Below are 26012 nucleotides of genomic sequence, written 5' to 3'. Positions count from 1 at the left end.
TTACCATTGCTTAGGTGAAAGCAAACCCAACCAACGCCGTCCTTTCCCTACCCGAAGCCTTTAGCGAGTCCGCTTTGCGGGCCCGCCTGGCTGTTACAGCCCTTACTTTCCCGCGCCGAGGGTGGCTAGCTCCCCTGCTGGTACTGATCCTGGCGGGGCTGATGCGTTTTGTAAACCTTTCAAACCCGAACGCTATTGTGTTCGATGAAACCTACTACGCTAAAGACGGCTATTCCCTCTTGCATTTTGGGTATGAGCGCAACTGGGTTGAGGGTGCTAACGACAGCTTTGTAGCCGGTGCCCCCAGCGGTATTTTGGAGACCCCGGAGTATGTGGTTCACCCGCCGGTTGGCAAGTGGATGATTGCACTGGGCATGGCGGTCTTTGGGGACGATAATCCCCTGGGTTGGCGTTTTGCTGCGGCTCTTACCGGTACCCTGTCGGTGGGGTTGGTCATGCTGGCGGGGTGGCTGCTCTTCCGTTCGGTAACGGTGGCTTCGCTGGCCGGTTTACTGATTTCGGTGGACGGACTTCACCTGGTGCAGTCTCGGTTTGCTCTGCTCGATATTTTCTTGATGTTCTGGCTCCTAGCCACCTTTGTTGCCCTGCTTCTGGACCGCTACCAGGGCAGGCGCAGGCTAGCCTCACGGCTGGCAGAAGCCGCCACCGCTAACGGGGGCACCCCGCCGGATAGCCTCATGGTCTACGGCCCCACACTGGGCTTGCGCTCCTGGAGATTAATTGCCGGTATCTGCGCGGGCCTAGCAGTCGGTGTTAAGTGGAACGCCCTCTTTTTTATCGCTATCTTCGGTCTGATGACCGTCTTCTGGGATGCCAACGCCCGCCGTATAGCCGGTATCAGGCGCTGGTACCTGGCCGGTTTCCTGCGCGACGGTATTCGGGCCTTCTTCTCGCTTATTGGGGTAGGTCTGGTCACCTACCTGGCTACCTGGAGCGGCTGGTTTGCCTCACAGGATGCCTACGACCGTCACTGGGCGCAGGAGCACCCTGGTGAGGGTGTTCTGTGGCTACCGCAGTCCCTGCGCTCGCTGTGGGAATACCACCGCTCAGCCTATGCCTTCCACTCGGGGCTGGATTCCCCGCATACCTATGCTTCACCGGCCTGGCAGTGGCTCATTCTGGGGCGGCCTACCAGCTACTACTACGAGTCCCCCAAGATGGGTACTGACGGTTGTACTGTAGATTCCTGCTCGCAGGCTATCTTGAACATTGGCAACCCGGCTATCTGGTGGAGCTTCCTTGTGGTTGGCGTGTTCTCCCTGGTTATTTTTCTGATTCGCCGCGACTGGCGGTTCGGTGCTCTCTTTGCGGTTTTTGCGGTGGGCTACTTCCCCTGGTTTGCCTACCCTACGCGCACCATGTTCTACTTCTATGCGCTCTCTTTTGAGCCCTACCTTATTCTTATGCTGGCAGGTGTTCTGGGTCTGGCCTTAGGACGTTCTGGCGATACCGTCCGCCGACGCAAGCTGGGCTTGGCTTTGGTTGGGGTCTTCGTGGTCTTTGTTCTCCTGGTCTCTACCTACTACTGGCCTATTTGGACGGCGCAGACCGTGCCCTATACCGAGTGGCGCGAGCGCATGTGGTTTGACGGTTGGATCTAGGAGGGGCCTGGTCTCTAGGCTTTCTGGTTGGCAGCACGACGTTTGAGAGCCTCTTGCCTGCGGCGGGCGGTGGGCCAGGTACTGACCAGAAGCACAAGCGTTACCAGCAGAACAATAATGCCGGAGGTCAGAGCGGCATCTAGCCAGAACTGAGGCGGGTAGAGACGAATCAGGGTGTCAGACATACGGAACTGCCAGTTTCCCTGGGGGAAGAAGACCTGGTGGAAAGTAGTGAAGAAGGATTCCCAGCCCAGGATTCCAGAGACGCCCAGAGCGGTAGCGAGTAGCAGGGTCAGCAAGCTGCCGGTAAAGAGGCTCGAGCGCACCAGACCGGGTGCTTTGGTGGGCAGAGTGCGGGCTGAAAGTAGGGCGGCCACCAGCATCAGAGCGGCCAAGGTCAGGGAGCAGAGAATGACCCGTTTGACGTCAGTCATGTGCTCAACCTCGGTCGGCAGGAAGGCGGCAACTCCCCCGGTCTGGATATCGGCCAGGTAGGATTCCGGTGCCAGGTTGAGGATATAGTCCAGCCCATAAGAGCCCAGGCGCATGCGCTCAGCAGTGTCAAAGCCGTAGGTGTCAGCGGGGAACCCGGGGCGGTGGTATTCAGCCCACAGGAAGGCAGAGCTGGCTACAAAGCGTACAGCCAGCATCAGGGTAATAAGAGGGACGGACAGGGTGATGATCAGTCGGCGGAGCACCAGAAAACGCGGTTTTTCTGTAGCTTTCTTCTGAGTTTTCCGGGCCCGGAGCTGGGGAGATTCGGTGCCTACCACCGGCTCTGCAGCGTCCCTAGCCTGAGAAGCACGAGCAACCGGAGCAGCAGATACAGCAGCGGGTTCTGTAACAACCGGTTCCAGAGGCGCAGTCCACGGCGCTGGGTCAGTGACCGGCTCGGCTTCCTTCCCTGCCGCTGAGGGGGCCGAAGACCGGGTAACAGTAGCTGGTGTACCGGCGCTCTTTTTAACGGCGGGGAGTAATTTTTCCCATTCGCGGGTTGTCTCTGCGCCTTCAGGGGTGTTGTGGTTAGGTTCTATTGCCATGGTTCCTCACACGGGGTTAGTATCTCTGCTCTAGTATCTTACGCTGTGGGAACAAAAACTCCCGCCTGATTGAAACAGGCGGGAGTTTTTCAGGAGCGGGCAGAGAACCGGTTTTTACCAGTTACCCACCCATGCTTCGTCATCGTAATTTTCGAAAGGAATGTTCCAGTCGCCGTAGCCGTCATCGGGGTCAGCCTGGAGGTAGCCGGTATTGATAGTCTCTACAATGTCACCGACACCGAAGGTGTCGTAGAAGAACTTGACATCTTCGGGGAGCATCCCAATACAACCGTGAGAGACGTTATAGGCACCTACCGATGACCAGGCCCCGGGCAAGGCCTGATGAACGAACACGCCACCGGAGGTCAGGCGGGAAGTCCAGGAGGCCCAGAAAGGCTCATAGTAGTGGGCATCGCCCTTCTTGAGTTCTAGGGAACCGGGGTTGAAGTAGTAGCTCTCAGCCTTCTCCATGATGGGGAGCTGGCCAACAACAGAGGGCCACTCCGGGTTGCCCAGGGTGATGTAAGCTTCGCGCACCAGCACGTCGTCAACGTACATTTTGATGGTTTTGGTGTTGTTATCGGCCAGAGCGTAGCGCTTGTTCCAGGTCTTGAAGCTGCGGGTGGTGGTGTGGTTACCGATCATGCCCTTGCCCAGGTCAAGGCCGAAGATATCGATAGTGACGGTCACTGTGGAGTTGGTGGCCCATTTATCTGCGGGGCGGTAGCGCACCATGTAGTCGCTGTACCAGCGGAACTTACCGGCTCGGTCGCCGCCGCCGGTAACGGTAATCCGCTTCTCTACCTCTGCCTTATTGATGACAGGTTCTGAGAAGTTGAACTGGATAATCTGGCCGATGCCGTAGCTGGCACCGTCAGCAATGTTCATGTGAGCATCGGCTTCGTAGGCCGGTGACACGGTGGAGAAAGTACTTTCGCCTTGGCCTCTTGCTCCCTGAGCGTCTTGGGCAGTCCAGCTGACGGTGTAGGTGCTGTGGAAGAGCATATTCTCGGTGGAGGTCCAGCTGCTACCGTCCTCAGAGAGCGCACCAGCTAGTTTTTGGCCTTCGGCGGTGGTGACGGTGACCTCGGTCAGGGTGGAGTCAGCAGAGGTAACCTTGACCTTCTCTATGGGGTTGATTTCTATCTCATCAAGTGCGGGGTAAACCTCAACGGTGCCGGTAAATTCCTTGGGCGCGGCGCTAGTGCTAGCCGGTGAGCTGGCTGTTCCAGGAGATGCGGAGCCCTCTGCTACCGGCTTAGTCTGTGATGAGCAAGCTGCCAGAGCTAGAGTACCCAGGGCGCCAACGGCCACAAAGGATCGACGGGTAAAGAGATCTGATAGAGCTGAGGAGGGTGGATTTACCACGTAGGTCATCTTCCTTAGGTGAATATGTGTGCGATTGTTCAGGTTGTGCACCTGAAAGCATATCTGAAATCAAAGGCTTCTAGGTCTCTATCAGGCCACCCCTAATGCTGGCAATCTGCTGGGAGCACCAAAGGTAAAAGCCTACCCAGGCCCCAAAAGATAAAAGTCGGGGCGCAAGATTTAAAGTACCTGCCGCTTAGATACTGCGCAGAGGAGGAAAGGACTGCCCAAGGGGTTCACTAGCTTCCTGCCAGGCTTCACTTTCATCTAGGCGGACGACGCTCCAGCCCTGGGGCGCGGTCAGCCGGTCAGCGTGGAACTCACACAGGTCGTAGGCGTGGGGCTCACGGTGCACCGATAGCGGCCCAATCACAGCGGTGGATTGGGCGTAGGCATAAGTCAGGGTGAAAATAGCCTCACGTTGGCAGGTCTGGCGTGAGCACTGGCGAGTTGATGCCATGAATCAAGCCTTTCTTTCTTAGATAGCTTGCTTGCGGAGACGGCGACGTTCACGCTCGGATAGGCCACCCCAGATTCCGAAACGTTCATCGTTGTCCATGGCGTATTCAAGGCATGCCTCACGCACGGGGCACTCACTACACACCCGCTTAGCATCGCGGGTCGACCCGCCCTTTTCGGGGAAGAAGGCTTCGGGGTCGGTTTGGGCGCACAGGGCATCTGCCTGCCAGGACAGCTCCCCTTCATCGCCATCAGTGCTGTAGATGCCCGCGGCCTGTTGCCAGAGCGATAGGGCATCGGCATCGCTGGAGAAAATATCGGCTGAATGCGCGGCAGAGGGCCTAGCTGACTTACCTCGCCCGGTAGGGACTGAGCTGTTAATCAGTGCGGTGGCCTGGTCTTCAAGGTATTGGGTGGAGTGCATGTTGTGGTGATGGGCCAGATCAGGCTTTTGCCCGGCGACACCGTATGTGAGGCGGCTATGTAGGCCCATGGTCTTCCCTTTCATATCCCGGTAGAGGACTGAATGTATGGTAACCGGTCTTGTAAACCTGGATTACCGGTTGATATGCACACAATCTGAGTACGATAAACCGTCTATGGCCTGCTGGCGCACAGGCGGTCTATAACGGTGCATAAAAAATTCCCTGCACCTAATTACACGCGTGTCATGCCCTATTCGTCAAGCTGAGATAAAAATTTCTCACGTTACACGAGATTTTTGTTCAATAATTTGCGTTTCTCTGTGGTATATGCAAGATGCGGTCGTCTAGAAGATTCAGCGCAAAGTGGCATAAAGTTAGGGGCATGACCTCAGCAGATATGGGCGCTAGGCCCACTTTCCCCCGTTTCATAGATACCCTGTCGCAACGGCAGACTCCAGCTCTGCTCTGGTATTCAGTACCGGGTGAACGTATTGAGCTTTCAGGCAGGGTTCTTAACAATTGGGTGGCTAAAACCGCTAACTTACTGGTAGACGAGTGCGACCTGGAGGCCAATCAGCTTCTTGCCCTGCCTAAGCGCTTGCACTGGCGGTCCCTGATTCTGGCTCTTGCGGCTCTTCGCGTGGGGGCAGAAATTACCTTTGATGGGGAGCGTCCAGCACAGGTTTTTGCGGCTTTTGATCCGGCGGAGTGCGCCAAAGCAGATGCGGAGCATAGGCTGGTTCTTGCCAGTGAGCCCTTGGCACCGCGCTTTAACGGGGAGCTACCGGTAGGGGCTCTTGACTACGCAGCCGAGGTACGCTTGCACCCCGATGTCTACATGGGCTTCCCTGAGCCCGACCCGCAGGAGAAAGCCTGGGAGGGCACCAGTTACAGGGAGCTTATGCTGGCACTTGAAGAGCGAGTGCTGAACCTCGACAGCCAGCTGGGGCAGGAGACTGCTGCTCTCTGCCTACAGAGCCGGGATTTGACTACGGGCTCTCTTACTCAGGCACTTGTAGCGCTGAGCGCAGGGTACGCAGTGCTTATTCTGGACCCCCACATCGAGTGGGACCAAGAACGAATCAGTCGAGTTTTGGGCGACGAACGGGCCCAGCTTTATCCGGCTCAATAACAGGCAGAGAACCAGTTATTATCTTGGTTGCCTCTTCAATGAGCTCCGCGCGTTCCTCTTCAACCGTCTTGTCTTGGGTGTGGCTCTTGCTCTGGGAGAAAACCCAGAACTTGTAGAGGAAGTAGCGAACGATAGTACCCAGGATTGTACCGATGATGGTACCTGAGATAAAGGATGCCATCGGGCTTGTTAGGTGAAGCACGTAGAGGCTGAAGAGCACACAAGATGTTTCAACACCAATCCCAATAGCGTTGACGATGCCAAATTCGATAGCCTCACGGGTTTTGTTGCCGGTTCGCTTCTGCCTAAAGGTCCACATACGGTTGACGATCCAGGAGAAGACCGTAGCTACTACACCAGCGACTACTTTGGCCTTGGCATGTCCGTCTGCAAGGATTGAATGCATCAAGAACCAAGTAACCGCGGAATTCAGAACGAATGCAAGGCCCCCTACGGTTAAAAATTGGAGGATCTCGGTACCGTGTTCTTTCCACAGTACCTGCACACGTTGGGTCAAGGAACTCAATTTTCTCCCTTACTTGGCAGTGCTTCCCGGTTGTTTTCTTAACGGTAGGTAATAGCGTACCTGGCGGCGGGGAGCAAGACACTCATCTGTTCACATAGTACAGCCTGTCGAGCAGGCGCTTAGCTCTCAAGAGTATTTTTTGCTTACATGTGCCGGTGGATTAGCTGGGAATAATCTCCATACCAGGCATCCATACCAGGCAAGCGCTTCATCATGTGGGGAATACTTTTACAAGCCCCCTGCGCACGGGTAGCCTAGTGGATGTGACCTACCCTATGACTGGACCCAAAATTGGTGTTGTTGGTGGTGGCCAGCTGGCCCGCATGATGGCCCCTGCTGCCACGGAACTTGGCTTTGACCTGACTGTTCTGGCAGAAGATTCGGGAGTATGTGCCCGTGCGGCGGTCGCGCAGGCACCGATTGGTGATTACCGCGACTACGAAACCCTGGCGGCTTTTGCCCGCGAGGTTGATGTTCTCACTTTTGACCATGAGCACGTTCCCACGGCTTTGCTGGAACGGTTAATCTCTGAGGGAATCAACGTCCAACCGCGTCCCTCCGCCCTGGTCTATGCCCAGGACAAGATTCAGATGCGTAAGGCGGTTGACCGGCTGGGGCTACCCAACCCGCGCTGGGCCGAGGTAAGAACCCTCGATGAGCTCCTGGCTTTTGGTAACAGCATCGGGTGGCCGCTTGTGCTGAAGACTCCTCGTGGCGGTTACGACGGCAAGGGGGTCATGGTTCTTGATTCTGCTCAGCAGGCGGCCCAAGAATCTGCCTCCTGGTTTGAGCAACTCCCCCAGCGCACTGATTTCTCTGCCTTGCTTGCAGAAGAAAAGGTCCCTTTCAGTCGGGAGCTATCTGCCCTGGTAGCCCGCAACGATGCCGGCCAGGTTGAACCCTGGGCTGTAGCCGAATCTATCCAGGTCAATTCCGTATGCGATGAGGTCATGGCCCCCGCACCGGACATCAGTGACCGGGTAGCCCAGAAGGCCCAGGATGCCGCTGTTACGGTAGCAACCGAGCTTGGTGTTACCGGCGTTATGGCCGTTGAGCTCTTTGAAGTACCCGGCAGTGATCACGGCTTCCTGATCAACGAGTTCGCCATGCGCCCCCACAACTCTGGCCACTGGACCCAGGACGGCTCAGTCACCAGCCAGTTTGAGCAGCACCTCCGTGCGGTAGCCAACTATCCCCTCGGTAGTACCGCGATCAAGGGCGAGGTGGCGCTCATGAAGAATTTCTTGGGTGGAACCAACGACGATATTTTTGGAGTCTATCCCGCCCTCATGAAAGCCTACCCGGCCGCTAAAGTGCACTACTACGGCAAGGCGGTTAAGCCCGGTCGCAAGATTGGGCATATTAACCTGACCGGGTCGCGCGCTGAACTCAGCGACCTGAGGCAGCAGGCAGCCCAGGCCGCCTCCCTACTCACCAACGGCCTAGCCTAAGGGCTCGGTCTGATGCTCAATCTTTAGTAACCCGGCTTTAGGCCACCAACCCCAAGGAGCGCTCATGGCTTCCCCTTACGATTCAAGCAACCCCATCGTCGGTATTGTGATGGGCTCCGATTCTGACTGGCCGGTCATGGAAGCCGCCGTTCAGGCTCTGGAAGAGTTCGGCATCCCCTACGAGGTTGATGTTGTCTCCGCCCACCGTATGCCCCAAGACATGATTGCCTACGGCCGTAAGGCCCACGAACGTGGCCTGCGCGTGATTATTGCCGGTGCCGGTGGTGCCGCGCACCTGCCCGGTATGCTGGCTTCGGTGACTCCCTTGCCCGTGATTGGTGTGCCGATCAAACTCAAGAGCCTCGACGGCATGGACTCACTGCTCTCAATCGTTCAGATGCCCGCAGGGGTTCCCGTGGCAACCGTCTCTATCGACGGTGCCCGCAACGCTGGCCTGCTTGCCCTTCGAATCCTGGGTTCAGGTGATGACGGTTTTGCCCGCCAGGTCCGCTCAGATTTGGTCGATTTTGCCGCTTCGCTCCGCCAAAGCGCCCAGGACAAGGGTTCAGCCCTGCGCGCTAAGGTCCAAGAGTACAAAGACGAGCTCGATGAATCCGCTCCCCGGCCTGCGCTCTCACAGCAGGCTCCCAAGGCCGCTACCAAGCCTACCGATGAGGGACCTAAAACACCCTACGCCCCCTAAAGAGCGACAGAGGTGAGCAGAATAAAAACTCTTTTCTCACCGCGCGCCCCGTTAGCACCCAGTTTCTTTCGCTAGTGTGGTTGAGTAGTTTTCTACTCAGCCACACCGGCTTCTTGTGAACCATCATTTTCAGGGAGGCACCCTATGTCCCGCCAGAGTAACCAGCCCTTGGCACCCGAGCCTATTAGTGGCACCCGGGGGCGTGGTCAACACCTTGCTGAGCCTCTCTACACGGATCCTCTGCGCCACCCAGAAAAGGCCTCGGCGGGGGTACGATCACGCCGCGCCTGGGTCTTACTTCTACTTACTCTGGTTCTGCCCGGTTCAGCCCAGCTCCTGACCGGGCGTAGGGTGCTGGGGCGCAGAGCACTCATCGTCACCCTGTCCATGTGGGCGCTGGTTATACTGCTGGTTGTGCTGTGGGCAGTACGCCGCACCCTGGTTCTTTCACTCTTGACAAGCGCCTGGTCGCTCATGCTGGTCACCGGCCTGCTGATTCTGCTGGCCGCAGGCTGGGTGCTCCTTCTGGTCGATACCCTATTAGCTATCCGCCCAGGCCTACTCGAAGGCCGCTCCAAGACTCTGGTAACGCTGGCAGTCATAACCTCAATTCTGGTGACCGGTGGAGGCCTAACCTACGGCGCTTACGTCACTTGGCTAGGACGCGGGGTCCTGGGCAATATCTTTGCCGGTGGGACCCAGCTTAAAGAACAGGACGGTCGCTACAACATTCTTCTCATGGGTGGTGATGCCGGGGCCGACCGTGTGGGCCGCCGCCCCGACTCCATGACCGTTGCATCTATTGATGCCAAAACCGGCCAGGCCATCACTATCTCGGTTCCGCGTAACCTCCAGAACGCTATCTTTGAGGAAAACTCACCGCTCTGGCAGGTCTACCCCGAGGGTTTTAACTGCGGTGATGAGTGCATCCTCAATGCCCTCTACCCCACCGTCACAGCTAACTATGCTGACCTTTATCCCGGTGCTGACGATCCCGGGGCCGAGGCCACCATGGACGCTGTTTCTGGGGTTCTGGGAATTACCGTAGAGAACTATCTACTCATTGATATGTCAGGCTTCGAACAGCTCATTGACGCCTTGGGCGGTATCACTATTGATGTGGGTGGTCGTGTACCCATTGGCGGCGGCACCAATGAGATTACCGGCCTGCCCAACCCCATTGACGGCTATATTGAGCCGGGTGTTCAACACCTTGATGGTTTCCATGCGCTCTGGTATGCCCGTTCCCGTGAGGGTGCCAGTGACTACGACAGGCAGGCCCGCCAGCGCTGTGTGCAGGCCGCTATGCTCAAACAGCTTGATCCTGCCAACGTTCTGACCAAGTTTGCCGATATCACCGCTGCCGGTGAGCAGGTCATCGAGACCAATCTGCCCCAAAACGGCCTGGCGGCCCTAGGCGATGTGGCTCTTAAGTCCAAGAATTACGGCCTCATTCAGTTTGCGGCTGGCCCTCCCTACTTTGACGCCTTGTTCCCCACCTACCCCGATTTTGACCAGCTCCAGGCCGCCATCCAGCAGGTAATTGCGGACTCAGCCCAGGGTATCCAGCCCACAGCGGTCTCCGCCGCCGCAGAGGCAAACGGTGTCCCTGTCATTGAAACCGTGGCCTACCGCGCCCAGCCTGTCGCTGAGCTGAGCGAGAACGGGACCTGCTCAGTACCTTAGGAGCAGAAAGCCGGTGGCTAAAGGCGGTAAGCTGGTGAGCATGAGTAATATCCTGCAGTCAGATATCTGGGCTAAGTTCCAAGAAGCAAACGGCCACCAAGTTTTCCGTGGTCAGGGTGAGGGCTGGCGATATATGGCCACCCTGGAAGGCGGTTCAACCGGCCGCTATCTTTATGCCCCCTACGGCCCCGAAGCTGACAATGAAGTAGCTTTCGATGCCGCTATTGCCGATATGAAGCGCCTAGCATCTGACGCTAACTGCTGGTTTATTCGGGTTGAACCCACTAACAGCGCTATCTGGGGTGAGCCTAGTGGCCAAGCGTTCCTTGCGGCCAAGGGTTTCAAGCTCTCTCCTCGCCAGATTCAGCCGGCCCACACCCAGGTCATTGATCTGACTCAGTCAGAAGAGGACATTCTCAAGGGGATGTCAGCAACCAACCGCAACCTGCACCGAAATATCCACAAGAAGGGTGTTTCTTTCGAGAAGTCTCAGAACCCAGCAGACGTCGATATTCTGCTAGGCTACTTGGACCAGACCGCTAACCGCCTGGGCTTCAACCGCCAGCAGGACGACTACCTCAGGACGGTCGCTGAGGTGCTGATGCCCGCGGGGGCGGCCAACCTGTTCATCGCTAAGGCTGACGGAGAGCCGATCGGCGCTTCACTCTGCTACGACTCAGATGACACTCGCACCTATGCGCACGCAGCGACCTCCTTTGAGCACCGCAGGCTCACAGTAGGCAACCCGCTCCTGTCACACATTATTTTCGATGCTAAAGAGTCCGGCCTCAGCTACATGGATCTCTTTGGTATTGCCCCCACCGATGATCCCGACCACGAATGGGCTGGTTTTACCAAATTTAAGAAATCTTTTGGGGGCACCTCAGTGTCTTTCCCCGGCACCTGGGATTTACCCGTCTCTACTAACGGCTACCGGGCCTACAAGGGCATCCGTTCAGCCCGTGAGCTTGCGGGCAAAGGCAAGAGCCTTGCTACCGAGAGAGTCCTTCCCAAGGCCAAGGGCACCTTAGCGGCTCTTGGTACCAAGCTGGGTAAGTAAATACCTAAGCTAAGACATAAAGCGCTGGCCCACCGATACTCCTATCGGTGGGCCAGCGCTTTATCTTTTATCTCAGTGGCTATTTAGCCCTGCATCAGGCTAGAGAGAACCTCTGAGTAGCGGGAGAGCTTATGTTCAGCTTCAATCAGGCGTACAGTACCTGATTTGGCGCGCATGACCAGCGACTGGGTAGTTACGGTGTCGCGGCCGTAGCGTACACCGCGGAGTAGTTTGCCGTCGGTAATACCGGTTGCGGCAAAGAAGCAGTTATCGGTAGTAACCAGGTCATCGGTGGTGAGAACCGCATCGAGGTCGTGTCCGGCGTCCAGTGCCTTCTGGCGCTCCGCTTCATCGGTAGGAGCCAGACGGCCCTGAATGATGCCACCGGTTGCCTTAATAGCGCAGGCCGAAACAATACCTTCGGGGGTACCACCAATACCCATCATCAGGTCCACGCCGGTGCCCTCACGGCAAGCTGCAATAGCACCAGCAACGTCACCGTCCAGGATCATGCGGGTACGCGCACCGGTGGCGCGAATATCTTCAACCAGCTTGGCATGGCGAGGACGGTCCAGCACACATACGGTCAGCTGGCTGACGCTGGTGCCCTTAGCCTTAGCAACAAGGTGCAGGTTCTGCTTGACGGGCAGGCGCAAATCAACCAGATCGGCGGCCTCAGGGCCGGTGACCAGTTTCTCCATGTAGAACACAGCGGAGGGGTCAAACATGGTTCCGCTTTCGGCTACCGCGATGACCGAAAGAGCGTTATCCATGCCCAGAGCGGTGAGGCGGGTACCGTCAATCGGATCGACCGCAACATCAAAGCGGGTTCCGCTACCGTCGCCCACCTGCTCGCCGTTAAAGAGCATGGGGGCCTCATCTTTTTCGCCCTCGCCAATGACAACGGTTCCGTTGAATTGAACGGTTTTCAAACGGGCACGCATGGCATCAACGGCCGCGCCATCTGCCATGTTCTTATCACCGGCACCTACCAGGGGGCCGGACGCAATGGCTGCCGCTTCTGTAGCTCTCACCAATTCGAGCGCGAGATTGCGGTCTTCCTTGCTTATTGGGGACATCTTCTCACCTTCGAGTTCTTATAAATTATTTTTAGGCGCAACACCGCACTGGGACGCTTCGCTGCGCCGTATACCTTCTAGCCTACTCGTTTCATCTCTGCCTTTCATGGCCCCACCCCGTCCGCTCCAGCTAAATCGGCTATATGACACAATGAACCTCGGTTGGCGTAGGAGCCACTTCGTATATGAGAATAGGAGACGTGACTTCATCCATGACTCCTGACCCCCAGCGCCCCACAGACTCCCAGCAGCTAGCTGGCAACGACAGCCAGCCATCAGCTACCGCACCGGAGAACGGTGATGACCGTGTCCTGCCCCAGATCACAGAAAAGCAGGCCCAGCGCATCAACGCCCCAGCGCGCAATATGGTGATTTCCATGGTGGTCATGGTTCTTCTTCTGCTACCGGTTATCTGGCTCATGCCGCAGCCCAATAAGAACCCCTACCGCCCCTCAGTAGACCTACCCCTTGTAGCCTATGAGGCCAGTGACCAGGCAGGCTACCCGGTGGCGGCTGCCCAGCAGCAGGGCTGGCACTACAACTATGCCCGCTGGGTCACTGGCCAAGCGGATGGTATCAGCTATTGGTCAACCGGCCAGGTCACACCCACCAACCATTTCATTGAGCTGATTCAAGCTACCAACACCAACCCCACCTGGATAGCCCAGACCGTAGGCAATGCGGTACCGGAGGGTAGGGTCAACGTAGCATCCCTCGAATGGGAAGTCCGGTCCTTGGTTGATCCCGACCATAAATCTAAGGTGACTACTTTCTACATTGGAGAGGTCAAGGGAACCACTCTCATCTTCAAGGGAGAAGCTGAAGCCTCTGAGTTCCAGGCCCTGATTGAAGCAACAGTCAGTTATATGGACTCCCCCTCCTCAACAGTCGCGCCCACGCCCTCCAGCGGCATCCGCTAGGACACACCACAAGATAAGTGGCAGTTCATCTGCCGGGAGCGGGAAACTGCCTGCTAGGTTAGTCTTCAACAGATTGATCGCCGGAAAGAAGCCCAGCATGAGCACCAGTATTGAAACCCCCATCCAGGCTTGGGAACGCCTGGTAGAAGGCAACGCCCGTTTTGTGGCGGGTACACGCTCCCACCCCAATCAAGACGCTACTCGTAGGGCTGAACTGGTCGATGGGCAGTACCCCTTTGCCGCTATTTTCGGCTGTGGGGACTCCCGCCTGGCAGCTGAGATTATTTTCGATTTGGGTCTGGGCGATGCTTTTGTGGTTCGTACTGCCGGGCAGGTACTCGATGATGCCGTTCTAGGTTCTTTAGAATACGCAGCCGGTGAACTCAACATTCATCTCATCATGGTACTGGGGCACGATGCCTGCGGTGCAATTACGGCAACCAGGCAGGCTCTCGAATCCGGGACTATGCCACCGGGCTTTATCCGCAACCTGGTAGAGGGAATCCTGCCCTCAGTTATCTCCCCCGAACTGCCGGAAAATGCCAGTATCAGCGACATGGTAGTTGAGCACACTCGCCAAACAGCAGCCCGTATTGCCGAACAGTCCGGGATTATCCGAGAAGGTATCGAGGATGGCAGTATTGCCGTCATCGGGGTTTTTTACCATCTGGCTGATGGCAAAGCCGACCTGGTCTATTCCTCCTCCCCACTCATCACAATTTAGTGGTCTTCTCAGCTGTCATCTTCCGACTCGGATGCGACAGGCATCACGCAAACGTACTAAGCTATAGCTATGACTGAAAACACTGAATACCGCATTGAACACGACACTATGGGTGAGGTTCGCGTCCCCAAAAGCGCCCTCTACCGTGCCCAGACCCAGCGTGCCGTTGAGAATTTCCCCATCTCAGGTCAAACTCTGGAGCCCGCCCACATTCGTGCTCTAGCTCTTATCAAGAAAGCAGCTGCGAGCGCCAATGAAGAGCTCGGTGTGCTTGACTCTACCCGTGCCCAGGCTATCCGCGACGCCGCTGACCTGGTAGCTTCGGGTGCCTACGATGAGCACTTCCCCATCGATGTTTTCCAGACCGGCTCCGGTACCTCATCGAATATGAACACCAATGAGGTACTCGCCACCCTGGCTAACCGCGCCCTGTCCGGTAACGATATTGAGGTTCACCCCAACGACCATGTGAACGCTTCTCAGTCCTCCAACGATGTCTTCCCAACCTCCGTCCACCTGGCAGCTACCGAGGCTCTGCTCAAGGATCTGGTCCCTGCGCTGGAGTACCTGGCTGAGTCACTCGAGCGTAAGGCTCTTGAGTTCAAGGACGTTGTTAAGTCCGGCCGTACTCACCTGATGGACGCTACCCCCGTGACCCTAGGCCAGGAGTTCTCCGGTTACGCAGCTCAGGTACGTTACGGTATTGAGCGTATCCATGCCTCACTCCCCCGCGTAGCTGAGGTACCCCTGGGTGGCACCGCTGTCGGTACCGGCATTAACACACCTGATGGTTTCTCCGCGCGTGTGATTGAACTCTTGGCTGAGGAAACCGGCCTGCCCCTGACCGAGGCACGCAACCACTTTGAGGCTCAGGCCAACCGTGACGGTCTGGTTGAGGCCTCTGGCCAGCTGCGCAATATCGCCTACTCTTTCATGAAGATTAATAACGATATTCGGTGGATGGGTTCGGGACCCAATACCGGTCTGGGTGAGATCCATATTCCCGACCTTCAGCCCGGCTCCTCGATTATGCCTGGTAAGGTCAATCCCGTTATCTGTGAGGCGGCCATTATGGTTGCCGCCCAGGTCATCGGTAATGACACCACTATCGCCCTGTCATCGACCAACGGTGCTTTTGAGCTGAATGTGGGTATTCCAGTCATGGCCGCTAATTTGCTCCAATCGATCCGTCTGCTGTCCAATACCTCGCGTGTGATGGCCGATAAGATGATTGACGGGCTTGAGGCAAATGTAGAGCGTGCTCGATTCCTGGCGGAGGCTTCGCCCTCCACCGTGACCCCCATGAACAAGCTCATTGGTTACGAAGCCGCTGCAAAGATCGCTAAGTACTCGGTAGCCCATAAGACTACCGTCCGCGAAGCCGTGATTGCTCTGGGCTACGTTGAGCGCGGTGAAGTCACCGAAGAACAGCTCGATCAGGCACTCGATGTCACCAAGATGCTGGGTAGTTTCTAACCTCCCCCGCTAGCTAAGAGCAAAGCCCCGGCGCCCTTGTATGGGCCGGGGCTTTGGCTGTCTTAGGGGTGGGAGAGAAGGTCGAAGCGGGCGCCCTGACGGTGCTTGAGGGCCGCGTCGATGCGGTCTAACATGCGCGGGCTACAGAACTGAGTGAGGTCTTCTAGCGGCACCCAACGTACCTCGCTTGATTCTTCGTCGTTGACGGTGGCTTCTCCTGACACATAGCGGCAATAGAAAGTGTGGTCCAGAAACTGGCAGCGATCCCCATTACCAAAGGTCATGGACGGGTCCGCTTTGACCTGCCCCAGGGCAACCACCTCAATCACCACGTTCGCCTCTTCCTGGGCTTCGCGTAGGCAGGTCAGGGCGGGGCTTTCCCCGGGGTCAACGATGCCGGTCACCGGAGTCCACTGACCGTTATCACTGCGGCGTACCAGGAGGATATCGCCATTCTCACGCTGGATAACCGCGGTAGCACCCGATAGCCACAGGAGCTCGTGGCCGACTTTGCTACGGAGCTGGGTGATGAAGTCTGGGGTAGGCATGGGGTCTCCTTTCAGGGAGCGACCGGGACGGGGGGGCACATTAGGTAGCGGGGAATAGCAAGGCAATGGTGGTGCCTAAGAGCATGAAAGGGCCAAAGGCTATATGGGTTCTGGCCTGTGCTCTGCCAGTGAGTATCAGTGCCAGGGAGTAGAGGCCGCCCAGGAGGAAGATGAGCAGGTTGCCCCAGAGCAGGTTAAGCGGGGAGAAGTAACCCAGGAGCAGACCCAAGACACCGGCAAGCTTGATGTCGCCCAAGCCGAGGGCCCCGCCAGAAGCAAGGCGCATCACCCAGTAGAAGCCCCCCATGATCACCCCGGAGTAAGCAGTCTGGCGGGCAGTCTCAAAGCTATCGGGGGCTGTCAGCAGGATAACCCCCAGTAGAGGCAGGCCGACTAGCGCGTACATGGGCAGAACAATCCGGTCAGGCAGGCGGTGCTCCCGCGCATCGATAATCCACAGGCGAGTGGCACAGAGAAGGTAGTAACCGGCCACCCACCCCATCAGGAGGGCCGCTAAGCCTGACTGCCAGCTACCTGCCAGAGCATGGGCTAGCAACTGATAAAGCTCGTGCGCCATATTCGATTAAGAGCCGAAACGGCGTTGACGCTGGGCGTAGTCACGCAGGGCCCGCACGAAATCTACCCTGCGGAAATCGGGCCATAGGGCCTCACAGAAATAGAACTCAGAGTAAGCCGACTGCCAGGTCATAAAACCGGAAAGTCGTTGTTCCCCCGATGTGCGGATCAGCAGGTCCGGGTCAGGCATGCCGCTGGTATACAGGTGGCGGGAGATATCTTCAATGGTGACCTTCTCGGAAAGCTCTTCAAGGCTGGCACCCTGCTCGGCTGCTTCACGGAGCAGGCTCCGCACCGCGTCGGTAATCTCCTGACGACCGCCGTACCCGACGGCGATATTTACCTGAAGCCCGCACAGCGAGGCTGTCTGGTTCTCTCCCTCTTCAAGAGTGGAACGTAGACTCTCGGGGAGAGAATCGAGACGGCCCACAGCCTTAATCCGCGCAATTTGAGCGGCAGCAAGTTTTTGCGCGAACCCCTCGATGACCTCTACCAAATCATTAAGCTCTTCGCTGCTACGTTTTAAGTTCTCGGTAGAAAGCATGTAGAGAGTCACCATAGGAATCTTAAGCTCGGTACACCAGCCGAGAAACTCAATGATGCGAGCGGCGCCTGCTTCATGACCGTGCTTGGTACTCTCCCCCAAGAGAGCTGCCCAGCGGCGGTTGCCGTCAACCAGCACACCAATGTGCTGGGGTAGCTTTGAGCCAGGAATCCCTGCTGTTAGCGACCGCTCATAGACCGTATAAAGAGGTTGCGGTAACTTCATGTAAGGCTCCTGAAAAGACGGTGCATGGTGAGTTCTACCCTGCTCATTCTACCCTGTGTCGCACATCGGCTGACCCCACCAGTACAAACCTAGCTTGAAGATCCGCATTCTATTTCTGGCAGGTAACAAACCAAGCCGGCTTAACCTGCCATACTGAGTATATGGATTCAGATGTTGGCAATCCCCAGACCGGTGGAACCGAAGCATTAGAGAATACGTATCGAGAACCTCAAGTCACCCAGGTCCAAGAAGAAATCATGGACTTCTACCGTACCCACGGTAAACCGCTCCTGCGCGGTTGGATTCACGCTGGCTTTACCCCTATCGCCTTTGTCGCCGGAATTATTCTGATTCTTCTCTCTGGCGGTGGCACCCTGGGTGTAGCCTGCGCAATTTTTGCATTCACCGGGGTCCTGCTCTTTGGTGCCTCGGGAATCTACCACCGGGGCTACTGGTCCGCCGGCCCGCGTATGGTGCTCAAACGGCTTGACCACGCAAATATCACCCTCCTGATTGCGGGCACCTACACCCCCATTGCTCTCACCTTGCTGACAGGTACCCAGCGCTCCGTTCTGCTCTGGGTTATCTGGGGCTGCGCGCTTTCAGTATCCCTCTTCAGAATCTTTTGGACGGGGGCACCCCGCTGGCTCTACACCCCGATCTACGTCATCATGGGCCTGATCGCTGTCTTCTTCCTGGGTGACTTCTGGCAGGTCTCCCCCACGTCCACCGTCCTCATTGCTACCGGTGGGCTCACCTACATTGTGGGGGCAGGCTTCTACGCCACCAAAAAACCGGCCCTACTGCCCCAGGTGTTTGGGTTCCATGAGCTCTTCCATGTATTCACCGTGCTGGGTTTTATCCAGCACTACATTGCAGTTCTTATCAGCCTATTGCACTAGCTAGCCTAGGGAGCCAGTTGTACGCATCCCCCGGTATAGCACGGGGCGGGCACCCGGCATGGGATACCGCCTCCCACAGGACCGGTAAAGCTATCAGACCGTTTTTCTAGTGCGGGCGTCGCAGATGATCCTGAGCAACAACAGCCTCATCACGAACTGTCGGAACAACCTGGCCCTGCTGCCCAGCAGCGGCTGCCTCCGCCGCAGCACGTTCCTCAGCTTCACGCGCAATGGCGTACTCACTGCGGTACCGCAGGCGCCGGGCACGGCGCGTCAAATCAAGACCCAACAAGATAATGGCAAGAGCCATAATAGAAGTCACGATAAAGCCAATAATGCCGGGTGAGCCCCTAAAAGAACCGTCCGGGTTCACCGTTGTAATAACGGTGGGGGTAGCCTCAGCGGCGAGGAGAATAAAGGGAGTCAGTGCTGACACGGTGATGATGTCCTCCGTTGAGGGGTTAAAAGCGGGCACGGCCGGTAGGACCGTAAACCATTCTACGCGCCCAGGTTGCCCCAAGCGATGACAGCTAGGTAAGGCACTTAGCTTGCAGTGAAGTCGATACCAGCCGCAAAACAGGTTTCGGGTAACTCGGTGCCCACCCGGGAATGAGCCAGCACATAGTCCTCAAAAGGCCAAATCTTCTTCTGAATCTCGGGCGATACCACAAAAAATATGGAGTCCGGCGCCACCTGGGAACGATGAGCCAGCAGAGCCTGATCACGCTTTTCAAAAAAGTCAGCACAGTTAATGCGGGTAGTAGTCTGGTGCCGGGATATCGGGGGCCGGTGCCCCTCAGCGTCCTCTTCCAAGGACATTGCAATCCACTGGGCAAAAGGAGACTCAAGACCCTCAGCCTCAAGATAGCTGTTAAAAGCCTTCATACGGTCCAGGCTAAAAGCGCGGTCATAGTAAATCTTAGAAACCTGCCAAGGTTGACCGGTCCCGGGGTAAGCACCGGGCTCCCCCGCCTTCTGGAAAGCCTCCATCGACACCCGGTGGGTCATGATGTGGTCCGGGTGCGGGTAGCCACCTATCTCGTCATAGGTGAGAATAAGGTGGGGCTTGAAGTCCCTTACCAACCGGATCAAAGGAGCCGCAGCCTGCTCCAGCGGCAGGCTGGCAAAAGAGCCAAAGGGAAGCGGGGGCAAGGGATCACCTTGGGGAAGCCCTGAATCGACAAAACCAATCCAGCGGTGCTCAATCCCTAAGACCTCAGCGGCCTGCTTCATCTCAGCACGGCGAACACCCGCCAAATCACGGTGAGCAAGAGGGTCGCTCTCTACCTCAGCGTTCAGGATATCTCCGCGCTCGCCACCGGTCATCGATGCAACCATCACACGGGCACCACGAGCTACATAAGCTGCCATACTTGCGGCTCCCTTTGACGATTCATCGTCAGGGTGGGCGTGGACAGCCAGAATACGCAGGCCGGTGTAATCATCCTTCAGGGGAGCCACCAGGGCCGGGTCATAGGCTGGGGTAGATATTTCTGCTACGGTCATACGATAACTCTCTTAGGCAAGGTGACAGGCCGGTGTTTGGGGTATCGTAAGGAGTGCTACCCACTCGAACACACTGGTCAATTCTACCTGCCAGAAACCCGAAGATAGCACCCCATGTTACCCCGTATGAAAGGCCCGGCCATGGCCGCCACCAAGCTCCAAGACCGCTACGGTACAGCCCGCCAGCGAAAGCCCTTACCCAAGGGCTTTTGGTACATGCTCAGCCTCATAGCGGCTGTCATCGGTGGGGCTTTCGTTCTGTGGGTACAGCTCGATGCCAACGACCAGCCAACGGCCCGTGATGTGGGGTTCACCCTGACTAGTTCCGATGAGGTCAAGCTAACCTTTGAGGTCAGCAAACACCCCGAGGACACCGCCATCTGCGCCGTCAAAGCGCTCAACTCAGCGGGCGCGCCCGTAGGTTGGAAAGAAGTAGCAGTGGGCCCCTACACGGACCAGAACGGCAACGGCATTTCGGTTCAAACCGTACAGCTACGGGTACTGGGCGAAGCTACCACCACGACCGTTGACAGTTGCTGGAAAGCCCCCTAACCGCCCGCTATCTCGTCTCAAGTTGAGGCGCGGCCACCGTCTATGGGTAGACTAGGCACGAAAACCTTGAAAGAGTACAGGCTATCGCTCTGTCTCTTTCTCAGATTCAGCCGGTGCAAGAGAATCTAACACCGCACCGATTACAAGGAGTAATAATGACAGAACGCGAAGGCGCTTGGCTCACTCCCGAAGCCTACGACAAGCTCAAGGCTGAGCTAGAGCACCTCTCTGGACCCTACCGCCAGGAAATCATCGACCGTATCTCTGCGGCCCGTGATGAGGGCGACCTCAAGGAAAACGGCGGCTACCACGCCGCTCGCGAAGAGCAGGGTAAGAATGAGGGCCGCATCAAGCAGCTCCAGCAACTGCTTGAAAATGCCCAGGTGTCAGATAAGCCTGCAGCCGATGACGGCATTGTCACCCCCGGCATGGTCGTTGAAGCCAAGATCGGCGGCAAGACTATGACCTTCCTGCTGGGATCCCGCGAAGTCGCTGATACCCTGGTCGATGGTAGCGACCTGCAGGTCTTCTCTGAGAAGTCCCCCATGGGCGCCGCCATCAACGGGCACAAGGTTGGTGAAGAGCTCTCCTACGAGGCCCCGAACGGTAAGCAGATTCCTGTTACCATCGTCTCCGCTAAACCCTTCCAGGGATAGTAGCCAGCCATGAGGCAAAATAAAAGCCCGGGTGCTTCTCTTCTTGAAGGGAAGCACCCGGGCTTTTGAGGATCTATGCTGCTTCTGCAGTCCTTGCAGGCTACGGCAGGGTCTGACCCTTGGCTTAGTAGACCACAATCGGCTGATAGCCGGCGGCCTCTAGTGCCGCAATTACTTCTTTGCAGTGCTCAGCGCCCTTGGTCTCCATATCAATGGTGATGGACACATCGCCCATCGACAGGGCACCGCCCACACGGGTGTGGTCCACACCGGTCACATTGGCATCGCGCTCAGAAATGATGCGCGAGATAGTGGTGAGCTCACCAGGGCGGTCATTGAGCATCATCTTGATAGTCATGTAACGCCCAGCGGCTGACAGGCCTCGCTGAATCACCTTAAGCATGAGCATGGGGTCGATATTGCCGCCCGAAAGAACACAGACGGTAGTGCCCAGGTCACCGTATTTTTCTTTCAGGCTCCCGCTTATGAGAGCGGCAACCGATACAGAACCGGCAGGCTCAACAACTAATTTGTTGCGTTCCATCAGGAAGATAAGGGCACGGGCGATTTCGTCCTCAGATACCGTATGAACATCGTCCACCAGGGTTTTAATGATGGTGAAGGGAAGCTGACCGGGCCGGCCTACCGCAATACCGTCAGCGATAGTCGATACCTTTTTGAGGGGCACCAGAGCATCGGCAGCTAGTGAGGGTGGGTAGGCTGCAGCATGTTCAGCCTGCAAGCCGATAATGCGAATCTTTTTGCCGAGCTGTTTTTCTTTTTCACGCACAGCAATAGACAGGCCAGCCAGCAGGCCACCACCGCCAACACCTACCAGGATAGTGTCGACATCAGGAACCTGCTCCAGAATTTCAAGGCCCAAGGTACCCTGCCCCGCGATAATATCCTCATTATCGAAAGGATGAACAAAAACAGCACCCGTTTCCTCAGCGAAACGTTTGGCCTCAGCCAGCGCCTCATCAACATTAACGCCGTGCAGGATAACCTCTGCCCCGTGGCTGCGGGTAGCAGCAACCTTGGGCAGTGCAGCGCCCTGCGGCATGTAGATTCGGGCAGAGATCCCCAGGCGAGAGGCTGCAAGGGCTACGCCCTGGGCGTGGTTTCCAGCCGAGGCAGCGACCACTCCAAGGGCCTTTTCAGCCTGAGTCAGTTTAGCCATGCGCACATAGGCACCGCGTACCTTGAAGGACCCCGATCGTTGTAGATTCTCACATTTGAGAAACACCTCGGAACCTATCTGTTCACTGAGGGCACGGGAGTGAGCAACCGGGGTGCGTTCAATAACACCCTTGAGTAGTTGGGTTGCTTCTTCGATCTTATCTATGCTTACGTGGAGCTTTTCAGCTGCGGTATCTTGCACGGCTGTACCCTTTATTTGGTAGCTTCTTGGTGATTCATGGGACCTGTATCTGCTCTAGCTGTCGCAGCTTCTTCTGCCTTGAACTCGCCTTCTTTTTCTTTAATACGGTTGAGGCGTTCCTTGACCTTTTCGGCAATAACTTTTCGCTCTAACCGTTTTTGCTCGTGAGGATAGAGGAACTCGCTTTCTCGAATATAGGGGTCTTTCTCCCACTCTCGTCCCGCAAGGTAACGAATCACCGTGTTGGTAACTGCCAGGATGGGTACAGCGAAGAGAGCGCCAATGACGCCGTAAAGCATGGATCCTGCCAGTACCGCGATGACCACGGCCAGCGGGTGCAGAGACACAGCCTTACCCATGACCAGAGGCTGGAGAATATTAGATTCAATCTGCTGGACCAGCAGGACCATAAGTAGCATCACCAGAGCATTAACGGGGCCGTTGGCTACCAGGGCCAGCAAAACTGCAATAGCTCCGGTAAGTAAGGCACCGATAACCGGGATAAAGGAACCCAAGAAGACCAAGACGCCCAGGGGCACTGCCAGCGGGACGCCCAAGAAGAAAGCAGAGAGACCGATTCCCACCGCATCCACAGCCGCTACAAAAACCTGCACCCGCACATAAGACACTAGGGATCTCCAGCCCTGGCGACCGGCCCCGTTGACTGCCCGACGGGCCTCGCGCGGAAAGAGCTTGACGATAAACAGCCAGATTTTTTCCCCCTCTAAGAGGAAGAAGATCAGCGTAAAGAGGACGATCACCATACCGGTTCCAATATCGGCTGCAGTAGAGCTGACACTGGCTACTCCGCTAAGAATGCTCGAGGTGTTGTTTTGCAAGGTCGCTAGGAGCTGGCTGATATATTCATTGACCTTATCTGCTCCCAGATCAATGGGTAGGTTGTAAAGCAGGGCTAGGAGCTGGTTCCAGCCCTCTATGACTTGGTCAGAGAGAGACGAAAAACCTACGGTTAGTTGTTGCCCCACCATGGCTAGAAGCCCAATGACCAGGGCGATCAGACCAATTTCGGTAATAGCTGTTGCTAACCCGTTTGAAACTCTGTATCGGCGCAGGAAGTAAACCACAGGTGATACTAATCCCGCCAAGAGAGCTGCAATCATCACAGAAATAATGATGAGCGATACTTTGGCTAGCGCCCAGTAGAGGGTTGCGGCTGCAATGGCTATAATCATCAGCCTCCAGGCCCATGCCGAAGCAATGCGTAAGGCAAAGGGAAGCTGCTGACTGACAGCAGAGCTAGATCGAGATGATGGGGAGGTGTCGTTACTCATGCTGTCCATCTTCCCATGTTTTGAGTACCTGTGGCACCGACTAACCCATGTCGTTTCTCTGAGAGTGACTAAGCTCGCTCACACTGGGTACAAATAGCTGCTTGAAGGCTCAGGAGCGCCCCTGCTCTAGGTTGCTCTCAGGCCCTTGGAGATAGGAAGGGCAGAAGCCGGTTTCCCAGCTTCTGCCCTTCCCTATATTGGTTGTCTTACCCTTAGTCAGCCATGGAGCGAATGTAGTAAATTACGCGAAGAATCTCGATGTAAAGCCAGACCAGTGATACCACTAGGCCGAAAGCGATACGCCACGATTCGCGCTCGGGCAGACCTGACTTGATAGCTTCACTTGCGTGGGTGAAATCAAGCAGTAGGGAGTAGGTTGCCAGCAATACAGCGAAAAGACCGATAATCAGGCCCAGAGGAATACCCATAACTTCAACGCTCCGAGCATTGAAATCAAAGAACATCGAGGTCACAAGATTGACCAGGCAGAAAACGGTGTAAGAGATAGCTGCGACCATGAAAAAGCGGGTCAGCTTAGCAGTGGCACGAATTTTGCCAGAGGAGAAGAGCGCCAGAATGGTCCCGAAGACGATGACGGTTGCCAGAACCGCCTGAACAACGATGCCAGGATAGGAAGCCTCGAAGAAGAGTGAGAGGCCACCGACCAGGAAGCCTTCCATGACCGAGTAGGTCATGACCAGAGCAGGCGAAACCTGCTTCTTGAGGGCGTTGACGAAGCCCAGAACCAAACCGCCAACCAGACCGACAAACATCAGAATGGGGAACTGCCAGGCAATAACTGCGGCCACAAGGACCAGACCAAAGTTGAGGCCGGTCTTGACGATGATGTCGTTGATGGTAATACGATTAGTGTCTACTGGGGTTGCGGCAGGCGCGGTGTACATCTGGTTGAGCTGCTCAGCAGATACGGGCTGGCCGTAGGGGGCCTGCTGTCCATAAGGGTTCGATGCGGTGGTGGTTCCGCCGGCACCGAACTGCCCGAAGCGGGGATCCCCCTGAGGCTTAGTCATGTTGTTAATGAGTGGGTTTCCAGCCACGCTATGTTCTCCTCGCTGTGATACTGAGTTCACGTAAATATCTTGTTCACCAGCCTAGCTGATAGAACATCTTTTTTCTGCCCTTTTTTCTCAGGGCGTGATAAGGGAACTCAGTTCTACCCTGCCGAGGTCAGCTCCCCCTCAATAAAGTTCAAGACAGCGCCTTCCTTATGAGAGCCGATCTGCAGGCTGGCCTCGTCTAAGAGAACCGGATCGCTATTTGCCATTGCAAGTGCCCGGCCCGCGTAGCGGAACATTTCAAGATCATTGCCGCTATCACCAAAAGCCGTTGTCTGCTGCCCAGGTACCCCCAGGTGGTTAGCCAGCCACTCTAGCCCGTGCCCCTTGTGATGGCCCTCAAGAATCAGGTCAATAGCCCCAAAACCGCTTGAGGTCGCTACGATGCCTTCAGGTAGAGCTTCTTGAAGCATTGCCAGGGTTTCATAAGCATCCTCTTGCCCGGAGCTTGTCAGCGCCAACTTCACTACGGTATCAGCAAGCTGACTCCGATCTGTCAGAAGCTGAGCATTGGGGTAGAAAAGTCGCAGGGCACTGAGCGGGTTGCTCTCGTCAAGGTCTGGCACCTGAATACCCTTGGCCTTAATCTGGGCAAGGATCAGGCTTGCGATGGGCTCAAGCCGCTCCTGGGGGACATAAGATCCGTTTCGGCAGGAGATAACAAGACCGAACTGGGGGTGGGCTTGGAGTGCCTTCAGCGTCTGCTCAACCAATTCCGGGCTAAAGCTCCAGAGCGCTAGGTCCTTCCCCTGATTGTGGATAATGGCACCATTCTCAGCGATGTAGTAGAGGTTGGAGTGGTGCTCATGTCCAGCCATGTACTGCTGGATCTTGGGCATCTGGTTGCCGGTAGCAATAGCCAGGTAGGAGCCTTGCTCCGCCAGCAGATCCATGACCCGGTCGAACTGAGCATGGTCATAGGTTTTATCTTCTGCAAGCAGCGTCCCATCAAGGTCAACAGCGTACAGGTGGGGGGCTTTCGCTTCCTTGTCATTCACCACAGGTTTTTCTCCTCGCTCACGGGTTAGCGGCTTGTCTTGACCAGGGGACCAGAGCGCTTTTGAACAAACAGCACAGCCAGAG

General features: G+C 56.4%; 27 protein-coding genes. 12 read left to right on the top strand and 15 right to left on the bottom strand.

Annotated features, from left to right (window positions below; all coding sequences use genetic code 11):
* Positions 1-14 precede the first annotated feature (14 nt).
* Positions 15-1622: a dolichyl-phosphate-mannose--protein mannosyltransferase gene (locus tag ACN08V_RS02545; protein ID WP_419104427.1), complete on the top strand. Its 1608-nt coding sequence runs from the start codon at positions 15-17 to the stop codon at positions 1620-1622.
* A gap of 14 nt (positions 1623-1636) precedes the next feature.
* On the opposite strand, the gene ACN08V_RS02540 is transcribed toward ACN08V_RS02545, so the two are convergent.
* The 4 genes from ACN08V_RS02540 to ACN08V_RS02525 form a co-directional block, all read right to left on the bottom strand.
* The gene (locus tag ACN08V_RS02540; protein ID WP_419104426.1) at positions 1637-2662 is read right to left on the bottom strand and encodes a TIGR01906 family membrane protein; all 1026 of its coding nucleotides are present in this window, start codon (positions 2660-2662) and stop codon (positions 1637-1639) included.
* A 114-nt stretch (positions 2663-2776) separates the two neighbouring features.
* Complete coding sequence (locus ACN08V_RS02535) at positions 2777-4039, bottom strand: Ig-like domain-containing protein (RefSeq protein WP_419104425.1); 1263 nt, start codon at positions 4037-4039, stop codon at positions 2777-2779.
* 187 nt (positions 4040-4226) lie between these two features.
* Complete coding sequence (locus tag ACN08V_RS02530) at positions 4227-4490, bottom strand: DUF3499 domain-containing protein (RefSeq protein WP_419099887.1); 264 nt, start codon at positions 4488-4490, stop codon at positions 4227-4229.
* Between the two features lie 18 nt (positions 4491-4508).
* Positions 4509-4982 carry a WhiB family transcriptional regulator gene (locus ACN08V_RS02525; protein ID WP_419104424.1) on the bottom strand — a complete coding sequence of 158 codons (474 nt, stop codon included), beginning with the start codon at positions 4980-4982 and terminating at the stop codon, positions 4509-4511.
* A gap of 314 nt (positions 4983-5296) precedes the next feature.
* On the opposite strand from ACN08V_RS02525, the gene ACN08V_RS02520 reads away from it, so the two are divergent.
* Entirely contained in the window at positions 5297-6046 is a 750-nt protein-coding gene (locus ACN08V_RS02520; RefSeq protein ID WP_419104423.1) for a TIGR03089 family protein, read from the top strand.
* Here the strand turns inward: ACN08V_RS02520 and ACN08V_RS02515 are convergent.
* Entirely contained in the window at positions 5997-6572 is a 576-nt protein-coding gene (locus ACN08V_RS02515) for a GtrA family protein (protein WP_419104422.1), read from the bottom strand. The two genes, ACN08V_RS02520 and ACN08V_RS02515, sit on opposite strands and share 50 nt — an antisense overlap.
* 275 nt (positions 6573-6847) lie before the next feature.
* Here ACN08V_RS02515 and ACN08V_RS02510 point away from each other — a divergent pair, with 275 nt between their 5' ends.
* The 4 genes from ACN08V_RS02510 (at position 6848) to ACN08V_RS02495 (ending at position 11472) form a co-directional block, all read left to right on the top strand.
* Complete coding sequence (locus tag ACN08V_RS02510; RefSeq protein ID WP_419104421.1) at positions 6848-8023, top strand: 5-(carboxyamino)imidazole ribonucleotide synthase; 1176 nt, start codon at positions 6848-6850, stop codon at positions 8021-8023.
* 64 nt (positions 8024-8087) lie between these two features.
* The gene (purE, locus tag ACN08V_RS02505) at positions 8088-8726 is read left to right on the top strand and encodes a 5-(carboxyamino)imidazole ribonucleotide mutase (RefSeq protein WP_419099892.1); all 639 of its coding nucleotides are present in this window, start codon (positions 8088-8090) and stop codon (positions 8724-8726) included.
* 144 nt (positions 8727-8870) lie between these two features.
* The gene (locus tag ACN08V_RS02500) at positions 8871-10412 is read left to right on the top strand and encodes an LCP family protein (protein WP_419104420.1); all 1542 of its coding nucleotides are present in this window, start codon (positions 8871-8873) and stop codon (positions 10410-10412) included.
* A 40-nt stretch (positions 10413-10452) separates the two neighbouring features.
* Complete coding sequence (locus ACN08V_RS02495; RefSeq protein WP_419104419.1) at positions 10453-11472, top strand: lipid II:glycine glycyltransferase FemX; 1020 nt, start codon at positions 10453-10455, stop codon at positions 11470-11472.
* An 83-nt stretch (positions 11473-11555) separates the two neighbouring features.
* On the opposite strand, the gene glpX is transcribed toward ACN08V_RS02495, so the two are convergent.
* The gene (gene glpX, locus ACN08V_RS02490; protein WP_419104418.1) at positions 11556-12551 is read right to left on the bottom strand and encodes a class II fructose-bisphosphatase; all 996 of its coding nucleotides are present in this window, start codon (positions 12549-12551) and stop codon (positions 11556-11558) included.
* 200 nt (positions 12552-12751) lie between these two features.
* Here glpX and ACN08V_RS02485 point away from each other — a divergent pair, with 200 nt between their 5' ends.
* The 3 genes from ACN08V_RS02485 (at position 12752) to ACN08V_RS02475 (ending at position 15671) form a co-directional block, all read left to right on the top strand.
* Entirely contained in the window at positions 12752-13471 is a 720-nt protein-coding gene (locus tag ACN08V_RS02485; protein ID WP_419104417.1) for a DUF4245 domain-containing protein, read from the top strand.
* 97 nt (positions 13472-13568) lie between these two features.
* Positions 13569-14195: a carbonic anhydrase gene (locus ACN08V_RS02480; RefSeq protein ID WP_419099897.1), complete on the top strand. Its 627-nt coding sequence runs from the start codon at positions 13569-13571 to the stop codon at positions 14193-14195.
* Between the two features lie 69 nt (positions 14196-14264).
* The gene (locus tag ACN08V_RS02475; RefSeq protein WP_419099898.1) at positions 14265-15671 is read left to right on the top strand and encodes a class II fumarate hydratase; all 1407 of its coding nucleotides are present in this window, start codon (positions 14265-14267) and stop codon (positions 15669-15671) included.
* A gap of 62 nt (positions 15672-15733) precedes the next feature.
* Here the strand turns inward: ACN08V_RS02475 and ACN08V_RS02470 are convergent, their stop codons facing one another.
* From ACN08V_RS02470 to ACN08V_RS02460, 3 genes are read right to left on the bottom strand one after another with little or no spacing between them, the layout of a single operon-like run.
* Entirely contained in the window at positions 15734-16219 is a 486-nt protein-coding gene (locus tag ACN08V_RS02470; RefSeq protein ID WP_419099899.1) for an NUDIX hydrolase, read from the bottom strand.
* A 40-nt stretch (positions 16220-16259) separates the two neighbouring features.
* The gene (locus ACN08V_RS02465; RefSeq protein ID WP_419104416.1) at positions 16260-16796 is read right to left on the bottom strand and encodes a prepilin peptidase; all 537 of its coding nucleotides are present in this window, start codon (positions 16794-16796) and stop codon (positions 16260-16262) included.
* A 6-nt stretch (positions 16797-16802) separates the two neighbouring features.
* Positions 16803-17564 carry an isoprenyl transferase gene (locus ACN08V_RS02460; protein ID WP_419099901.1) on the bottom strand — a complete coding sequence of 254 codons (762 nt, stop codon included), beginning with the start codon at positions 17562-17564 and terminating at the stop codon, positions 16803-16805.
* Positions 17565-17725: 161 nt separating this feature from the next.
* On the opposite strand from ACN08V_RS02460, the gene trhA reads away from it, so the two are divergent.
* Entirely contained in the window at positions 17726-18466 is a 741-nt protein-coding gene (gene trhA / locus ACN08V_RS02455; protein WP_419104415.1) for a PAQR family membrane homeostasis protein TrhA, read from the top strand.
* A 106-nt stretch (positions 18467-18572) separates the two neighbouring features.
* Here trhA and ACN08V_RS02450 read toward each other — a convergent pair whose 3' ends face one another.
* Positions 18573-18986, bottom strand: a complete 414-nt coding sequence (locus tag ACN08V_RS02450; protein ID WP_419104414.1) for a hypothetical protein — start codon at positions 18984-18986, stop codon at positions 18573-18575.
* A 23-nt stretch (positions 18987-19009) separates the two neighbouring features.
* Entirely contained in the window at positions 19010-19972 is a 963-nt protein-coding gene (gene mca / locus ACN08V_RS02445; protein ID WP_419104413.1) for a mycothiol conjugate amidase Mca, read from the bottom strand.
* Between the two features lie 114 nt (positions 19973-20086).
* Here mca and ACN08V_RS02440 point away from each other — a divergent pair, with 114 nt between their 5' ends.
* Both ACN08V_RS02440 and greA read left to right on the top strand, forming a co-directional pair.
* Positions 20087-20524: a DUF4307 domain-containing protein gene (locus ACN08V_RS02440; protein ID WP_419104412.1), complete on the top strand. Its 438-nt coding sequence runs from the start codon at positions 20087-20089 to the stop codon at positions 20522-20524.
* A gap of 155 nt (positions 20525-20679) precedes the next feature.
* Complete coding sequence (greA, locus tag ACN08V_RS02435; RefSeq protein WP_419104411.1) at positions 20680-21180, top strand: transcription elongation factor GreA; 501 nt, start codon at positions 20680-20682, stop codon at positions 21178-21180.
* A gap of 124 nt (positions 21181-21304) precedes the next feature.
* Here the strand turns inward: greA and ilvA are convergent, their stop codons facing one another.
* From ilvA to ACN08V_RS02415, 4 genes are all read right to left on the bottom strand, one after another.
* Positions 21305-22561 (bottom strand): threonine ammonia-lyase, encoded by a 1257-nt coding sequence (gene ilvA, locus ACN08V_RS02430; protein WP_419104410.1) that lies wholly within the window; start codon positions 22559-22561, stop codon positions 21305-21307.
* Positions 22562-22572: 11 nt separating this feature from the next.
* Positions 22573-23853, bottom strand: coding sequence for an AI-2E family transporter (locus tag ACN08V_RS02425; protein ID WP_419104409.1), 1281 nt, complete (start codon positions 23851-23853; stop codon positions 22573-22575).
* Positions 23854-24065: 212 nt separating this feature from the next.
* The gene (locus ACN08V_RS02420; protein ID WP_419104408.1) at positions 24066-24911 is read right to left on the bottom strand and encodes a Bax inhibitor-1/YccA family membrane protein; all 846 of its coding nucleotides are present in this window, start codon (positions 24909-24911) and stop codon (positions 24066-24068) included.
* A 116-nt stretch (positions 24912-25027) separates the two neighbouring features.
* Positions 25028-25930 (bottom strand): HAD-IIB family hydrolase, encoded by a 903-nt coding sequence (locus ACN08V_RS02415; RefSeq protein WP_419104407.1) that lies wholly within the window; start codon positions 25928-25930, stop codon positions 25028-25030.
* Positions 25931-26012: the final 82 nt, after the last annotated feature.

Origin of the sequence: Rothia sp. P5766, from assembly GCF_048513555.1 — a bacterium.
GTDB lineage: Bacteria > Actinomycetota > Actinomycetes > Actinomycetales > Micrococcaceae > Rothia.
This window is presented reverse-complemented; position numbering and strand designations above follow the sequence as displayed.

Excerpts from the sequence above, each read along its gene's own strand:
- ACN08V_RS02510 (WP_419104421.1), top strand. The coding sequence starts at position 6,848 with ATGACTGGACCCAAAATTGGTGTTGTTGGTGGTGGCCAGCTGGCCCGC.
- mca (WP_419104413.1), bottom strand. The coding sequence starts at position 19,972 with ATGACCGTAGCAGAAATATCTACCCCAGCCTATGACCCGGCCCTGGTG.
- ACN08V_RS02525 (WP_419104424.1), bottom strand. The coding sequence starts at position 4,982 with ATGGGCCTACATAGCCGCCTCACATACGGTGTCGCCGGGCAAAAGCCT.
- ACN08V_RS02530 (WP_419099887.1), bottom strand. The coding sequence starts at position 4,490 with ATGGCATCAACTCGCCAGTGCTCACGCCAGACCTGCCAACGTGAGGCT.
- greA (WP_419104411.1), top strand. The coding sequence starts at position 20,680 with ATGACAGAACGCGAAGGCGCTTGGCTCACTCCCGAAGCCTACGACAAG.
- ACN08V_RS02460 (WP_419099901.1), bottom strand. The coding sequence starts at position 17,564 with ATGAAGTTACCGCAACCTCTTTATACGGTCTATGAGCGGTCGCTAACA.
- ACN08V_RS02480 (WP_419099897.1), top strand. The coding sequence starts at position 13,569 with ATGAGCACCAGTATTGAAACCCCCATCCAGGCTTGGGAACGCCTGGTA.
- glpX (WP_419104418.1), bottom strand. The coding sequence starts at position 12,551 with ATGTCCCCAATAAGCAAGGAAGACCGCAATCTCGCGCTCGAATTGGTG.
- ACN08V_RS02465 (WP_419104416.1), bottom strand. The coding sequence starts at position 16,796 with ATGGCGCACGAGCTTTATCAGTTGCTAGCCCATGCTCTGGCAGGTAGC.
- ACN08V_RS02535 (WP_419104425.1), bottom strand. The coding sequence starts at position 4,039 with ATGACCTACGTGGTAAATCCACCCTCCTCAGCTCTATCAGATCTCTTT.
- ACN08V_RS02440 (WP_419104412.1), top strand. The coding sequence starts at position 20,087 with ATGTTACCCCGTATGAAAGGCCCGGCCATGGCCGCCACCAAGCTCCAA.
- ACN08V_RS02520 (WP_419104423.1), top strand. The coding sequence starts at position 5,297 with ATGACCTCAGCAGATATGGGCGCTAGGCCCACTTTCCCCCGTTTCATA.
- ACN08V_RS02500 (WP_419104420.1), top strand. The coding sequence starts at position 8,871 with ATGTCCCGCCAGAGTAACCAGCCCTTGGCACCCGAGCCTATTAGTGGC.
- ACN08V_RS02470 (WP_419099899.1), bottom strand. The coding sequence starts at position 16,219 with ATGCCTACCCCAGACTTCATCACCCAGCTCCGTAGCAAAGTCGGCCAC.
- trhA (WP_419104415.1), top strand. The coding sequence starts at position 17,726 with ATGGATTCAGATGTTGGCAATCCCCAGACCGGTGGAACCGAAGCATTA.
- purE (WP_419099892.1), top strand. The coding sequence starts at position 8,088 with ATGGCTTCCCCTTACGATTCAAGCAACCCCATCGTCGGTATTGTGATG.
- ACN08V_RS02495 (WP_419104419.1), top strand. The coding sequence starts at position 10,453 with ATGAGTAATATCCTGCAGTCAGATATCTGGGCTAAGTTCCAAGAAGCA.
- ACN08V_RS02475 (WP_419099898.1), top strand. The coding sequence starts at position 14,265 with ATGACTGAAAACACTGAATACCGCATTGAACACGACACTATGGGTGAG.
- ACN08V_RS02425 (WP_419104409.1), bottom strand. The coding sequence starts at position 23,853 with ATGAGTAACGACACCTCCCCATCATCTCGATCTAGCTCTGCTGTCAGT.
- ACN08V_RS02540 (WP_419104426.1), bottom strand. The coding sequence starts at position 2,662 with ATGGCAATAGAACCTAACCACAACACCCCTGAAGGCGCAGAGACAACC.